This window comes from Pseudomonas sp. PDM16, assembly GCF_014851865.1.
Lineage (GTDB): Bacteria > Pseudomonadota > Gammaproteobacteria > Pseudomonadales > Pseudomonadaceae > Aquipseudomonas.
In genome coordinates this window covers 1,170,108-1,183,938 of the sequence record NZ_JACVAM010000001.1, presented here as the reverse complement: position 1 = coordinate 1,183,938, position 13,831 = coordinate 1,170,108, and the positions used below count along the sequence as shown (strand labels likewise).

The 13,831-nt window shown below is 56.6% G+C and carries 10 protein-coding genes; 5 read left to right on the top strand and 5 right to left on the bottom strand.

Annotated elements, in window-relative coordinates; translation table 11 throughout:
- Positions 1 to 40 precede the first annotated feature (40 nt).
- The 5 genes from aceE to IB234_RS05460 all read left to right on the top strand — a co-directional run bounded on the left by aceE (position 41) and on the right by IB234_RS05460 (position 6,795).
- A complete protein-coding gene (gene aceE, locus IB234_RS05480) occupies positions 41 to 2,686 on the top strand; it encodes a pyruvate dehydrogenase (acetyl-transferring), homodimeric type (RefSeq protein ID WP_192315077.1) in 2,646 nt (881 codons plus the stop codon).
- 11 nt (positions 2,687 to 2,697) lie between these two features.
- Positions 2,698 to 4,356, top strand: coding sequence for a dihydrolipoyllysine-residue acetyltransferase (gene aceF, locus IB234_RS05475; protein WP_192315075.1), 1,659 nt, complete (start codon positions 2,698 to 2,700; stop codon positions 4,354 to 4,356).
- Between the two features lie 207 nt (positions 4,357 to 4,563).
- On the top strand, positions 4,564 to 5,061 hold the full coding sequence (locus tag IB234_RS05470; protein ID WP_192315072.1) for a hypothetical protein: 498 nt from the start codon (positions 4,564 to 4,566) through the stop codon (positions 5,059 to 5,061).
- A gap of 10 nt (positions 5,062 to 5,071) precedes the next feature.
- Positions 5,072 to 5,815, top strand: coding sequence for a sulfotransferase family 2 domain-containing protein (locus tag IB234_RS05465; protein ID WP_192315070.1), 744 nt, complete (start codon positions 5,072 to 5,074; stop codon positions 5,813 to 5,815).
- Positions 5,816 to 5,847: 32 nt separating this feature from the next.
- Positions 5,848 to 6,795: a sulfotransferase family 2 domain-containing protein gene (locus tag IB234_RS05460; RefSeq protein WP_192315061.1), complete on the top strand. Its 948-nt coding sequence runs from the start codon at positions 5,848 to 5,850 to the stop codon at positions 6,793 to 6,795.
- 40 nt (positions 6,796 to 6,835) lie between these two features.
- Here the strand turns inward: IB234_RS05460 and IB234_RS05455 are convergent, their stop codons facing one another.
- Genes IB234_RS05455 through IB234_RS05435 form a run of 5 tightly spaced genes read right to left on the bottom strand, consistent with a single transcriptional unit; the run spans position 6,836 to position 13,727 of the window.
- Positions 6,836 to 8,170, bottom strand: a complete 1,335-nt coding sequence (locus IB234_RS05455; protein ID WP_192315050.1) for a sulfotransferase family protein — start codon at positions 8,168 to 8,170, stop codon at positions 6,836 to 6,838.
- A 3-nt stretch (positions 8,171 to 8,173) separates the two neighbouring features.
- Complete coding sequence (locus tag IB234_RS05450; RefSeq protein WP_192315048.1) at positions 8,174 to 10,699, bottom strand: glycosyltransferase family 4 protein; 2,526 nt, start codon at positions 10,697 to 10,699, stop codon at positions 8,174 to 8,176.
- Between the two features lie 30 nt (positions 10,700 to 10,729).
- Positions 10,730 to 12,262, bottom strand: a complete 1,533-nt coding sequence (locus tag IB234_RS05445; RefSeq protein WP_192315045.1) for an FkbM family methyltransferase — start codon at positions 12,260 to 12,262, stop codon at positions 10,730 to 10,732.
- Complete coding sequence (locus IB234_RS05440; RefSeq protein WP_192315043.1) at positions 12,259 to 12,933, bottom strand: ABC transporter ATP-binding protein; 675 nt, start codon at positions 12,931 to 12,933, stop codon at positions 12,259 to 12,261. The genes IB234_RS05445 and IB234_RS05440 overlap by 4 nt, the downstream gene beginning before the upstream one ends.
- A 2-nt stretch (positions 12,934 to 12,935) precedes the next feature.
- Positions 12,936 to 13,727 (bottom strand): ABC transporter permease, encoded by a 792-nt coding sequence (locus tag IB234_RS05435; protein ID WP_192315041.1) that lies wholly within the window; start codon positions 13,725 to 13,727, stop codon positions 12,936 to 12,938.
- Positions 13,728 to 13,831 lie beyond the last annotated feature (104 nt).

Here is a 13,831-nt window from a genome sequence, read left to right as displayed (position 1 = left end):
GGCCTCCGATTCTGGAAGCCTTTCCGCCCTGGAGCAAGCCATGCAAGACCTCGATCCCGTCGAAACCCAGGAATGGCTGGACGCCCTCGATTCCGTCCTCGACAAAGAAGGCGAAGAACGCGCCCACTATCTGCTGACCCGCATGGGCGAACTGGCTACCCGTAGCGGCACCCAGCTGCCCTACGCGATCACCACGCCTTACCGCAACAGCATTCCGGTCGGCCATGAGGCACGCATGCCCGGCGACCTGTTCATGGAACGCCGCATCCGCTCGCTGGTGCGCTGGAACGCGCTGGCCATGGTGATGCGCACCAACCTGCAGGACCCGGACCTGGGCGGCCACATTTCCAGCTTCGCCTCCTCGGCGACCCTATACGACATCGGCTTCAACTACTTCTTCCAGGCCCCGACCGAAGAACACGGCGGCGACCTGATCTTCTATCAGGGCCACGCCAGCCCTGGCATCTACGCCCGCGCTTTCCTCGAAGGGCGCATCAGCGAAGACCAGATGAACAACTTCCGTCGCGAAGTCGACGGCAAGGGCCTTTCCTCCTACCCGCACCCGTGGCTGATGCCGGACTTCTGGCAGTTCCCCACCGTGTCCATGGGTCTGGGTCCGATCCAGGCGATCTACCAGGCGCGCTTCATGAAGTACCTGGAAAGCCGCGGCTACATTCCCGCCGGCAAGCAGAAGGTCTGGTGCTTCATGGGCGACGGCGAGTGCGACGAGCCGGAATCCCTGGGCGCCATCTCCCTGGCCGGCCGCGAGAAGCTGGACAACCTGATCTTCGTGATCAACTGCAACCTGCAGCGCCTGGACGGTCCGGTACGCGGCAACGGCAAGATCATCCAGGAACTGGAAGGCGTGTTCCGTGGCGCCGAGTGGAACGTCAACAAGGTGGTCTGGGGCCGCTTCTGGGACCCGCTGCTGGCCAAGGACGTCGACGGCCTGCTGCAACGCCGCATGGACGAAGTGATCGACGGCGAGTACCAGAACTACAAGGCCAAGGACGGGGCCTACGTGCGTGAGCACTTCTTCAACAGCCCCGAGCTGAAGGAGATGGTCAAGGACCTCTCCGACCAGGAAATCTGGAACCTCAACCGTGGCGGTCACGACCCGTACAAGATGTATGCGGCCTACCACCAGGCGGTCAACCACAAGGGTCAGCCGACCGTGGTTCTGGCCAAGACCATCAAGGGCTACGGCACCGGTGCTGGCGAGGCGAAGAACACCGCGCACAACACCAAGAAGGTCGATACCGACAGCCTGAAGAAATTCCGCGACCGTTTCGACATCCCGGTCAAGGACGACGATCTGGAGAACCTGCCGTTCGTGCAGGCCGAGCCAGGCAGCCCGGAGTACAAGTACCTGCACGAGCGTCGCGCCGCCCTCGGTGGCTTCGTGCCGCAACGCCGCGCGCAGAGCTTCAGCATCCCGACTCCGCCGCTGGAGACCCTCAAGGCCATCCTCGACGGCACCGGCGACCGCGACATCTCCACCACCATGGCCTTCGTGCGCATCCTTTCGCAGCTGGTCAAGGACAAGGACCTGGGCGCGCGCATCGTGCCCATCGTGCCGGACGAGGCGCGTACCTTCGGCATGGAAGGCATGTTCCGCCAGCTCGGCATCTACTCCTCGGTCGGCCAGCTCTACGAGCCGGTGGATAAGGACCAGGTGATGTTCTACCGCGAGGACAAGAAGGGCCAGATCCTCGAGGAAGGCATCAACGAGGCCGGCGCCATGTCCAGCTGGATCGCCGCCGCCACCTCGTACTCCACGCACAACCAGCCGATGCTGCCGTTCTACATCTTCTACTCGATGTTCGGCTTCCAGCGTATCGGCGACCTGGCCTGGGCCGCTGGCGACAGCCGTGCCCGTGGCTTCCTGATCGGCGGCACCGCCGGCCGTACCACGCTGAACGGCGAAGGCCTGCAGCACGAGGACGGCCACAGCCACATCATGGCCGCGACCATCCCCAACTGCCGCACCTACGATCCGACCTACGGCTACGAGCTGGCGGTGATCATCCGTCACGGCATCAAGGAGATGATCGAGCAGCAGCAGAACGTCTTCTACTACATCACCGTGATGAACGAGTCCTACCAGCAACCGGCCCTGCCGGCCGGCACCGAGGACGGCATCATCAAGGGCATGTACCTGCTCGAAGAGGACAAGAAGGAAGCCGCACACCACGTGCAGCTGCTGGGTTCGGGCACCATCCTGCGCGAAGTGCGCGAGGCGGCGAAGATCCTGCGTGACGAGTTCAACATCGGCTCGGACGTGTGGAGCGTCACCAGCTTCAACGAACTGCGCCGCGACGGCCTGGCCGTGGAGCGCTGGAACCGTCTGCACCCGGGGCAGAAGCCCAAGCAGGCGTTCATCCAGGAATGCCTGACAGGCCGCAAGGGCCCGGTAGTCGCGTCTACCGACTACATGAAGCTGTTCGCCGAGCAGGTGCGCCAGTGGGTGCCCAGCAAGGAATACAAGGTGCTCGGTACTGACGGCTTCGGTCGCAGCGACACCCGCAAGAAACTGCGCCACTTCTTCGAAGTGGACCGTTACTGGGTGGTCCTGGCCGCGCTGGAAGCGCTGGTCGACCGTGGCGAGATCGAAGCCAAGGTGCTGGCCGACGCCATCGCCAAGTTCGGCATCGACCCTGAAAAAGCCAACCCCCTGGACTGCTGAGGAGACGCACTGTGAGCGAGTTGATTCGCGTACCCGATATCGGCGGCGAAGGTGAAGTGATCGAGCTGCTGGTCAAGGTCGGTGATCGCATCGAAGCCGACCAGAGCGTCCTGACCCTGGAGTCCGACAAGGCCTCCATGGAAGTCCCCTCGCCCAAGGCGGGGGTGATCAAGAGCCTGAAGGTCAAGCTGGGCGACAAGCTGAAGACCGGCGACGAACTGCTGGAACTGGAGGTCGAGGGCGCCGCCCCGGTCGCAGAGCCCGCAGCCGCCCCGGCTGCCGCCGAAGCGCCCAAGGCCACCGAGCCGGCTCCCGCACCTACTGCAGCCCCCGCAGCGGCTCCGGCCGCCGCCAGCGTGCAGGACGTGCATGTGCCGGACATCGGCACCAGCGGCAAGGTCAAGGTCATCGAAGTCATGGTCAAGACCGGCGACACCATCGAGGCTGATCAATCGCTGATCACCCTGGAGTCGGACAAGGCCAGCATGGAGATCCCCTCGCCGGCCGCCGGCGTGGTCGAGGAAGTACTGGTCAAGCTGGACGCCGAAGTCGGCACCGGCGACCTGATCCTCAAGCTCAAGGTCGCTGGTGCAGCTCCTGCTACCGCTCCGGCACCTGCCGCCGCAGCCCCAGCAGCCGCCGCGCCCATACACAGCACGCCGCCGGGCGCCGCCCCTGCGGTGGCCGCCGAGGTTGGCGCCATCGCCGCGCTGTCCGCAGCGGCTGCAGCGGTCGCTGCGCCAGTGCGTGACGGCAACAAGGTGCACGCCGGCCCGGCCGTGCGCATGACCGCCCGCGAGTTCGGTGTCGACCTGGCCGCCGTGCCGGGCACCGGCCCGAAAGGCCGCATCCTCAAGGAAGACGTGCAAAACTACGTCAAGGCCATGCTGCAACAGGCCAAGAACGCTCCGGCCGCTGGCGCGACCGGCGGCGCCGGCATCCCGCCGGTCCCGGCCGTGGACTTCAGCAAGTTCGGCGAAGTGGAAGAAGTGGCGATGACCCGCCTGATGCAGGTCGGCGCCGCCAACCTGCACCGCAGCTGGCTCAACGTGCCGCACGTGACCCAGTTCGACAGCGCCGACATCACCGAGCTGGAAGCCTTCCGCGTGGCGCAGAAGGCGGTGGCGGAGAAGGCCGGCGTCAAGCTGACCGTGCTGCCGCTGCTGCTCAAGGCCTGTGCCCACCTGCTCAAGGAGCTGCCGGACTTCAACAGTTCGCTGGCGCCGAGCGGCAAGGCACTGATCCGCAAGAAGTACGTGCACATCGGCTTCGCCGTCGATACCCCGGATGGCCTGCTGGTCCCGGTGATCCGCGACGTCGACCAGAAGAGCCTGCTGCAACTGGCCGCCGAGGCCGCCGAACTGGCGGAGAAGGCGCGCACCAAGAAGCTCTCGGCCGACGCCATGCAGGGTGCCTGCTTCACCATCTCCAGCCTCGGCCACATTGGCGGCACCGGCTTCACGCCGATCGTCAACGCGCCGGAAGTGGCGATCCTCGGCGTGTCCAAGGCGACCATGCAGCCGGTGTGGGATGGCAAGGCGTTCCAGCCCAAGCTGATGCTGCCGCTGTCGCTTTCCTACGACCACCGGGTGATCAACGGTGCTGCCGCCGCGCGCTTCACCAAGCGCCTGGGCGACGTGCTGGCGGATATCCGCACCCTGCTGCTGTAACAGCCACTCCCCGGCGAGCGCTGGAGCTCGCCGGGGAGTGGCTCCATGCCTAGACTAGCTCTCAGCGCCATCTGCAGCACGCTCCGTGCTTTCAATCACATAGTCTGTGAACACTAGAAAGATGTACCCTCGGTACCTCTAATCCTCAGTAGCCCCCGCATGGCCTGCTAGCAATTCATCCAAATCGTCAAGGCGGGGAAACAATCGATGCCGACGAGTTCCGATCCGCAGGCGTATGACCGCCTGCTTCCAAAAATTCGGGAAGCCCTTCGCGATCAGTTCGTAGGCAATCTGGAGAAGCTCCCGCCATTGAGCGAACTTCATTACACCTTCGATCAGCCGCTCCACGGCGACGGATGGCATACGCGGGAAACCGATGGACGTCTCTATTGGAGATTTACGGGGCCGGCCTCTACGGCCACGCTATACTTCGCCAGAATAGTGGCGAATCAGCGAACTCTTTCACTTCGAGTCTTCCATGCCGTTACACCCGAACACCTCGACACATTAACAGTCCGATACAACGGCGTTCCTCTGACTCCGGCATGCAAGAGCGACGGTAAATTGAATTACCTAATTCCAGAGCTGGCCTTTACAGAGCGTGATTACACTTTCATAGAGATCACTACCCTGCAAACAAAAAGACCGGACAGCGGAGACAATCGGCTGCTCGGCATTGCGTTATCGGCCATCCACGTCACCTGAGCCCCCATCCATGCACAGATTCCTGTATCTGCACATCCCCAAAACTGGCGGCGTGACTTTCCGCAACATCATTGAGAACGCGGTGCAAGCGGACAGGATACTGCACCTGAAAGACTCCAATGGACTGATGAAATGCGATGAAGAAGAACTTCGACGTTATGACTTCATTCACGGGCATCTTGGGCTCAGCCAAGTACCCAATACGCTGAACCATAAACAGATAACCACGCTGAGAAACCCCATCGAGCGCTGTATTTCAACGTACGCCTTCTGGAGAAGCCAGGATCCCGACCGACTCGGCTGGTCAAACGAAGGTGCAAGCAAGATAAGGGCTGCCAGAGAGCTTGAGCTTGTGGACTTGGTTGAATCCAAGGATTTCGCCATAAGCGAGAGCTTTAACAACATGCAGACGCGATTTCTCAGTGGCGCCCCTAGAAGGGAGACAGAGCTTGACCGCAGCCATCTGCAGCGAGCCATAGAGAACTTAAGCAGAATGGACTTCTATGCCATCAACTCCAGACTCGAAGAATCCATAGATATTTTCTGCTTCAAGTTCGGCCTATTCAGGCCTCATACCATACATAGGCTAAATACCTCAGAGCACCCGAAAAAAATATCCACGGAAACGATAGAGCGACTGCAAATCCAGAACGAGCTAGATATGGAGTTAGTGACGTGGGCGGAATGCAATTTCGCCAGCCAGATGAGTAATATCTCTGCTCTCATGCCCGAATCGCTGCATCTGCCGACATGATTTCGCGAGCTGATGTTTTATCGGGCTACCGAATGATTCTCGGACGCGAACCAGAGGATGAAGGCATCATCACCTACCATCGCCAGCACGAGAACCTCTCTGCCTTCAGACGAGCACTACTTGCTTCCGAAGAGTTCAACCAATTGCAGTTCCAGACACGTGGCGAGTCAGATATCCCATTTCCTGACTGGGAAGACTTGAGCATTCCTCGTGTAGTCTTCATGCATAGCCCTAAAACAGGAGGCACTACCCTTCATAGCCTCTTAGCGGGTCACTTCCAAGAAAATCTCATTTGCCCGGAGAGATTTAACGGCATAAGAAATTACCCTACCGGCGAGCTCGCCAAGTACCGCTTATTTTCCGGGCATTACGACTTAGCCTCCTGCCATCTCATCCCCGGCCAAAAGCGGATAGTTACTCTTCTCAGAGACCCTGTCTCTCGACTAGTTTCTCTATACAACTTTCTCAAGGCTCACCAGCCAGATGTGGTTGAAAGGAACAATTGGGGCCTTGCCAGGCTGGCAGCGGCGCTTGACGCCGAGGAGTTCTTTCTGCACCCCGTTACCAGAAGCCATCCGTATATAGAAAATGGACTGACCAGGGCATTGGCAGGTTCACTTTCGCTAGATATATGGCCCACCATCGATGAAAGCGCTCCAGCTGTCAGTGTTGCTGATGCGGGCGAGAGAGCTCTCGATCACTTGTCCGGTCTGGCAGCTTTCGGCGTATTGGAACGCTACGAGGAATCGGTAGAGCTGATTTTCGATAGCCTAGAGCTCCCCCAGCCTGCAGCAATATGCCGAAAGATGGAGCTATCCGAACTCATGAACGAAACAAGCAACTACAGATCCATCGATATAGTTCACGAGTCCTCACAGCTAAGATCGATCATCGCAGAATTAGTCCATGTGGACCTAGAGCTCTACCAACGAGCTTTGAAAATCTTCGATAGCAGATGCCAGGCTTCCGTCAGTCGTTAGTTCTACCAGCGCAACCAAGCTACGGTCAGGCAAGGTGGAGTCATTGGTATCCAAAAAGCTTCAATTCCTGACCGAAATGCTCGTGGCAATGCTCAAGCAGCTCATCGGGCATATCACGCTGCCATCGACCAACTGACTTTTCGGGACTCGAAGCCGTCATGTGGTGCAGCGCCTGTGATGACTCGAATATTTTCCGTCTGATCAAGCTTATCAAGACATCCGAGGCTTCGACCTCAAGATAGTCGAAAACTCTTCGTATCTGCGCTTCGGGCTGTAGGACGAGATCTTCATAGCGAACATGAAGGGCCGAATGCCCCCTGTCCAACCAGGCCTCAGCAACACTCCTTACTCCGGAGCTAAACCCAGTTATCCACTCAAGATCATTCGTCGCCTCCCCCCGCCCGAACGACTGGCTGTTTCGCTTCTGATTGAATGACTGCGCAGAACAGATAACGTCTCTGAAATCCCGAGTCAGTACGATCTCCTTGGGACTCCGAAATATGTCGTGGAATATTGGTTGAAGATGGGTCGGCAAAAACTTTTCAGCGAAGTAGGTCGCGTTCGTTTTTCGCTCGCCCTTAGCGATCAGCTCATAAAATTCATTGATGCGAGCAACAGCAAATTTCGCCAACTCCAACGGCAAGTGATTGTTGTAATGCTCATGGAAATTTCTTCGCCCCTTGAGCTGACGAAGTGTTTCCTCGTGACAATAGGGATTGTGGCCAACAAAACCAATATTCTTCTCGAAGTCATCAGGATGTGAAGAGCCATCAAAGTCGGCGGGGTCAACGAGTACTTTAAGCACATGCCCCCAATATGCAGATTGCTTCACTTCATAGGGATAGAAGTTCGACGTCAGAATCCCTCGGTGCTCTCCGAAAATCTGCATGGCCAAGGTCGTTCCACTTCGAGCTATCGCAGTCAGCATAAGCGGCTGGTATTTACTATCAACCTGCAGATGGTTGCGTGTCCTACCGCAAACCGTAGCGACTTTCACCTGCCGCCAACTGCCATCCCTAGAGTCATGGAGGTTAAGCACGATATCCAACTCGACAGCCCGGCGCAGCCCAAGCCCACCGATGAAGCTGTGAAAGCCGGGCCTTCCCTCAACCTCCCACCCCTGGCCACACAGGGCCGCCAGATCAGATCTAGGCACGTTCACTGGAACGCACTTGACCAGCCGCTGACCATCCATGAGGTTGAGGGACTCTACCGTGTATGGAAAGCGACCAACGGCCCAACCCACGAAAGATATCCTGTGGCCAACCAGCCTGCTCTGCGCAACAGGCGTGTCTAAGCCGAAACCTTCCACCTCGTCGGGCAGCGGCAGATAGACTATCGAGCCGACTTCAAAAGAAAGAATATCAGCAGCCATAATTCACTGCTTAGAGTGGAATATTTCAGCCGTACGAGCAGAGATCAATTCCGCAATTCTGCCTGGGCTGAGCATCGCTCTGACGTCCCGCGCAGCGGCATCTGCCAATCGCTTCCGCAGTTCCTTGTTTTCCACCATGCTGGACATCTTCTGCGCTGCATCACCTATGTCAGGCTCCGCCCACAGCTGCCCTTTCTGATAGGGGCCGATGTCCTCGTTCAACTCCACCAGCGTGTAGTGCACCGGCATGGAGTTCTCTTGATTCATGAAGTCCACATTGCCGGACCAATATGTGGCTATCACCGGCTTTCCGAGATACATGGCCTCGGCAATGGGCAAACCAAAACCCTCTGCACGGTGCAGGCTCACATAGCAGTCGCAGGCGTTGATCAGATTGTTGAGGGTGTTCCTGTCCAGATAACCATCGATAAGCTGAATGCGGGGGTCTCTTTCCATTGCCGCATAGACCTCTGCGGCAAGCTCGGGCCTACGCTCAAGATTGGACAGCTTAATGACCAGCCTTACATCTTCCTCGAGCCGGTCGCCGAACGCTTGCTGGAACGCTCTTATTACCCCTTCAGGATTCTTCCTCTCCGACATGCTCAGAGTGTCGGACATGTGGAAGAAAATGAACGCCCCTTGATCGAGATGCAACTCTGTGCGCGTCAGCGGCTTTTCGATATTTACCTCGATAGCCGGCGGCACCAGCGTTACCGGCTTATCCGTGAACTTGGAAATAGCGACCCGGTTGTATTCTGTAGAGACCCATATTTCATCTACCTGATCGTAGGCGAAGTGGAGAAAGTCCGGAAATATAGGCATTTCCCAATACCAATAGCCGATGGTGTAACGCCCTTGGAAAAGCTGTCCACCCAGATGGTCGCGAGCAATTTTGCTCTGATCAGCGTTCACATGAACCAGATTGATCGGATACCTAATCTGGTTGCCGTTACCGTTCACGATCTCATCCATACGGGAAATATTACCAAGCCGGTAATCGATGAGAGAAAACGGCAACCCTGACCGTCGCAACGCACGAAGAGAGGAGCGAGCTGCCTCGCCTACCCCGCTCTCCGCATGGAGATAGCCAATTAGGTTAATCCCCGGCTCATTGCTACTTTCCACAGGGGGGAGAAGGTCTGTTCGCGGATAAGCCCGCTTCAGGACCCAGCCGGCATAAGGAAACAAAGCAATGCGCCATTTCAGAGGGATGCTCCGACGCTTCTGCCATACCAATCGGAATATCCGACTCAACAGTGAGCTCTGCACCGCCTGCGGCGAGGAAGAGGGGCTAGCCCTTGCCCGCTCGAGCTGTTCGCGCACTGGCGCAAGGTAAATCTCGCTGAAGCCTGCCTCACGAGGCGCTGCATCCAGGAACCACTCAGCAAACCGAATGCTGTCGACACTCTCCACTGCCGGGAACGCATCTCGCAGATCGGCGCGCGCCTCCCACAAGGCAAGAGACAAAGCCGTCAGGCTGATTCCACCTTTCTTAGAATGCACCAGACGATTGAGCACTGCATGGACATGGCCGCACTGCGCCTCATCAAAGAAATCCACGCCTATGAGATCTTCACTGGTTCGAATGAGGCGTCGAGCACTGTCAGGCACCTTTGTACCATCTGCGAACGAGCCAAAGGCATAAGGAAGCCCTTGGAACCGCTCCAGACCGTTTCGCATTAGCGCTTCTTCATAAAGGGTGCAAAGTGCCCTGAGCGGTGTGCCACGTGGCCCCTTATCAAAGCGATTTTGATGTTTACTGAGAGTGCCAGCCTCAATGGAAAAGCCCGAGAAATGGAAGAAGGTGAGAGGCCGCTCGTCAACCTCGAACCCCCCGTCATCCCGTTGCTGTAGCTTGCGATGATTCAAATTCCAGTAAGCGACGTTCCAACTGGAGGCTCGATTGATATAGACCCCCTCGAACATCGACGGAACAAGGTCCATCCACTTTTGGTCGACGAACAAGTTACGCGGCAAATCCACCACACACTCTTTATACAGCTTTGCCTGCCACCACTTAACAAGCTTGCGAGTTTCATCGCAGCTGCTAAGCCCTATATAACCCAAATTATAGGATCCCGCCTGAAGGATACTTAGCTCGGTAGGCCATTTTCCGTCATCCAAAAGATCCGTCAGATGAGGTGTGAGAAGCACATTATGCTGATCCAACAACCCAAGCATAGGATCGAGCGTTCCAAAGATATAAATATCCGGATCGAAATAAATAATTTTTCGATAACCGCGATTCATTAACAATTCCACCAAGTATGGCTTGATGGCGGTATTCAGCTCCAGGATCGAATACTGATATATGAATGCACCCAACTCCGGAATATCTAAATCTCTAAGCTCAACAATATCTGCCGCAGGACAATCAGTCGCATCTGTTCTCTTATCACAAAGCCCCAGCACCAGATCCGCCTGAGGGCAGTGTTCCCGCAGACTCTCAAAAAGTGTATTGGCATAGTGCAGATAGTTGTTCGAAACAATTGTAAATATACAGATGTCGCTGATGTCTGTCCGAGTCATACGGCTCTCATTCGAATTATTGGCTAGCATTCACCGCCCCTCAGTTCCCGGCGATGCAGCAAGACGCTCGTGCAGCACTTCCAGCTCACGTAGCTTTCTGTCGAACTCATCACGCAGGCTTGCATAGGAGCGCGCAGCGTCAAGCAACGCATCGTCCTTCATTTGCAGCTCGTCGAGCAGCAAGGCGCTATAGGCGTCCCCCGAGGGCACTTGCGGAGCGCAACCTGCCCCTTCGCAGGCAGGGGCTGATTGAAGCAGTTGAGCCTCCTTGAGCGCCAATGCGCCTTGTGTTGCCTCCAGCTCAGCCAGTTTCAAGTCGAACTGGTCTCTCAAACTCTTGTAGGCGTCGGCGGCATCGCGGCCTCGCTCCATCGCAGTCCGAAGGCTTTCGCCGAGAAGCTCCGCGCGCTCACGGACTCGCTGGAGTTCTATTTGCAGCGCCTCGTATGCGGCGGCTGCATCCTGCAACGCAATATCTTTACCCTTGAGCATCCATTGAGTTTGTTGCAGCTCCTCTTCCTTGGCTTGAAGCTGGTTTTGCACCGTCTCATAGCTTGATGCAAGTTCGGTCAGGCCAACATCTTTCTCGTATATCAGATCAAGAGCGTCCAATAGGTCCTGCTCTTTCTTTTCCATAGCAATCATCAATGCATCATATGCATTCTGAATCTTGGCAATTTCTCCGCGATAATCCGAACCCACCGCAGCAGCCTCTTCGAGCTGCTGGCGCTGCAACACCGCTTCACCCTGCAGAGCCTCGTACGCTGCACCGGCATCCACCAGCGCGGCATCCTTACCGACAATCAGATCCAAAGCCTCTTTAAGCTGCTTATTGAGATCATCATTCTCAAGTTTCTGATTTCTACTCTCCTGCTCAAGAAGAATGCTCGGGTACGTCTTAATGTTATCGAATACGTTTGGCGGCACAGCACAGGCAGCGCTGTCAAAACTAAAACTCTTGCGCGCATAGAACCGATTCAGACCATCGAAGTAAAAGAATTCATAACAATCTAGAAGCAGGTGCTCCCACTGACCATATATAGGTAACGGCGAATTAGGACTGGTAGCTTCTACAACTAGAATACTGGGGGCAACCTTGGAGAAATCAGCCCCGGAAAGCACTTCCTTTTCAAATCCCTCGACATCAATTTTCAGGAAATCGACTTGCCGCTCGCCAACGTACTCTTCCCAGATAGAGTCGAGCGTAACGACCTCGACCACCAGCTCTTGAGAAACTTTGCCCTCGCTGCGATAGCTATCAGCTATGGATTTTCTGAGAGTCGACGTGCCTATTTCCACAGTTACGGACAGGACACTGTTACCGGCTTTCGCCCCAACACATACCTGAAGATTGATATCGCGATCACGAACAGCCTGTAGCTGAGCGTGGAGATCCGGCTGCGGCTCTATGTTGATGCCGCTCCAGCCTTTCAAATAGAAATGCTGGGTGACCGAGTCATACATTGGATGGCAAGCACCTACGTCAATGTAGAAACCATCCTTCTGGTTCTTGAATATTCGCTCAAGAATGACATCCTCGAAATTCTGAGCGTAGCTGATCATGCCCCGCCCTCCAGACTGTCCAGAGACATCGGATGGATGTTCCCTCCCTCGAACGACACGATGGAGTCAGTCCACTTCTGAAGTTTGAACGGAGAGTGCGAGACAAGGATCATGGCACATCCCTGATCCACGGCATTCATGACCGCCTTCTCCGACTTCTCCTGGAAACTCTGATCGCCCACCGAGAGCACCTCATCGATCAGCAACAGGTCGGCCTCCATCGTCAGAGCGACCGCAAATCCAAGGCGCGCACGCATTCCAGATGAATAGGTGCCGAGAAGATCATTCATCTGATCACCCAACTCGCAGAAATCGTGGATGCTCTTCAGTCGCTGTCGCGCTTGCGCCGGAGTCATTCCCATCAGCACCCCGCTCAGCAAGGCGTTGTCCCAACCATTGAGGCGCGGATCGAACCCCGCCTGGAGCGAAAGCAGTGAAACACGAGCTCCGTGATTGATCACTTTCCCGCTATCAGGAGCATAGATGCCCGCGATGAGTCGCAACAGCGTCGACTTACCCGCACCGTTATGCCCCATCACACCGAGCCGCTGCCCCTCACGGATCTCGAGGCTCACCCCATTGATGACAGGGTGGTAATCGCTGCGCAGCAGTGACTTGCGCGTGGTGTACCCCATGTGCACATCGCGCATTTCCAGAAGAAGACGCGCCATGCTCACTCCTGAACGATCCGGGGATATTGACGATTGAAACGACCGAACAGGGCGATCACGAAAATATTGAAGAAGCAGAGCGCTACGAGTAGCCCGCCCAGCAATGCCCACTCGGGTGGTTGCTGGCGGATCAGAATGTCTCGGTATGCTTCCAGCAACAAATAGGCCGGATTGAGATTCAACAGCCAGTGGAAGGACTCCGGAATTAGGTCAGCCGAGAAGAACACTCCGGAAAGAAACATGGCGAGCTGCAGGCAGGCGGGAACGATCACCCGCAGGTCCGGCACGAAGGGCATAAGTGCCGCCACCAAACCGGCGAGCGGCAGGGTCAGCAGCACCTGGAGAACGAAGATAACAGGATAGATGAGCCAGTACTTTGTTGGATCGTAGCCCATCAGCCAGAGAATCAGCATCAGGATGACCACTACAATGATCTGCTTGATCAGGTCCCTGAATATTTCGGCAAGTGGGAAAATCCCCGTATGCAGTGGCAGCTGGAGTATGAGCCCCCGGCTCACCAGAATGGACGAGCTGGCGTTCATGATGCTCTTGGAAAGCCATAGCCAATGCACGATGCCTATCAGAAGGAAAGCCACATAGTCGTCGCCCCCGTGCTCGAGCAGTACGCCGAAGGCAAAGTAATAAACTGCCAGGTGCATGGCAGGCTCGACAATCCACCAGAGATACCCTAATCGCGTTCCCCGCGACTCCGACTTCAACCCCATCACGGCCCGCAGCCAGGACACTTGTACAACGCGGAAGGCTGTTTCCCAGTAGGTTGATTTTCGGTACATCGATTACTCAGTTCAGGGGGTTATAAGGGACGGGCAGCTAAGCAAGCTTACGCACTACAAAGCGGTCGAAGTTGCGGTTGCTGAAGTAGCTATCCAGAGATGCG

Excerpts from the sequence above, each read along its gene's own strand:
- aceE (WP_192315077.1), top strand. The coding sequence starts at position 41 with ATGCAAGACCTCGATCCCGTCGAAACCCAGGAATGGCTGGACGCCCTC.
- IB234_RS05470 (WP_192315072.1), top strand. The coding sequence starts at position 4,564 with ATGCCGACGAGTTCCGATCCGCAGGCGTATGACCGCCTGCTTCCAAAA.
- IB234_RS05465 (WP_192315070.1), top strand. The coding sequence starts at position 5,072 with ATGCACAGATTCCTGTATCTGCACATCCCCAAAACTGGCGGCGTGACT.
- IB234_RS05460 (WP_192315061.1), top strand. The coding sequence starts at position 5,848 with ATGATTCTCGGACGCGAACCAGAGGATGAAGGCATCATCACCTACCAT.
- IB234_RS05455 (WP_192315050.1), bottom strand. The coding sequence starts at position 8,170 with ATGGCTGCTGATATTCTTTCTTTTGAAGTCGGCTCGATAGTCTATCTG.
- IB234_RS05450 (WP_192315048.1), bottom strand. The coding sequence starts at position 10,699 with ATGACTCGGACAGACATCAGCGACATCTGTATATTTACAATTGTTTCG.
- IB234_RS05445 (WP_192315045.1), bottom strand. The coding sequence starts at position 12,262 with ATGATCAGCTACGCTCAGAATTTCGAGGATGTCATTCTTGAGCGAATA.
- IB234_RS05440 (WP_192315043.1), bottom strand. The coding sequence starts at position 12,933 with ATGGCGCGTCTTCTTCTGGAAATGCGCGATGTGCACATGGGGTACACC.
- IB234_RS05435 (WP_192315041.1), bottom strand. The coding sequence starts at position 13,727 with ATGTACCGAAAATCAACCTACTGGGAAACAGCCTTCCGCGTTGTACAA.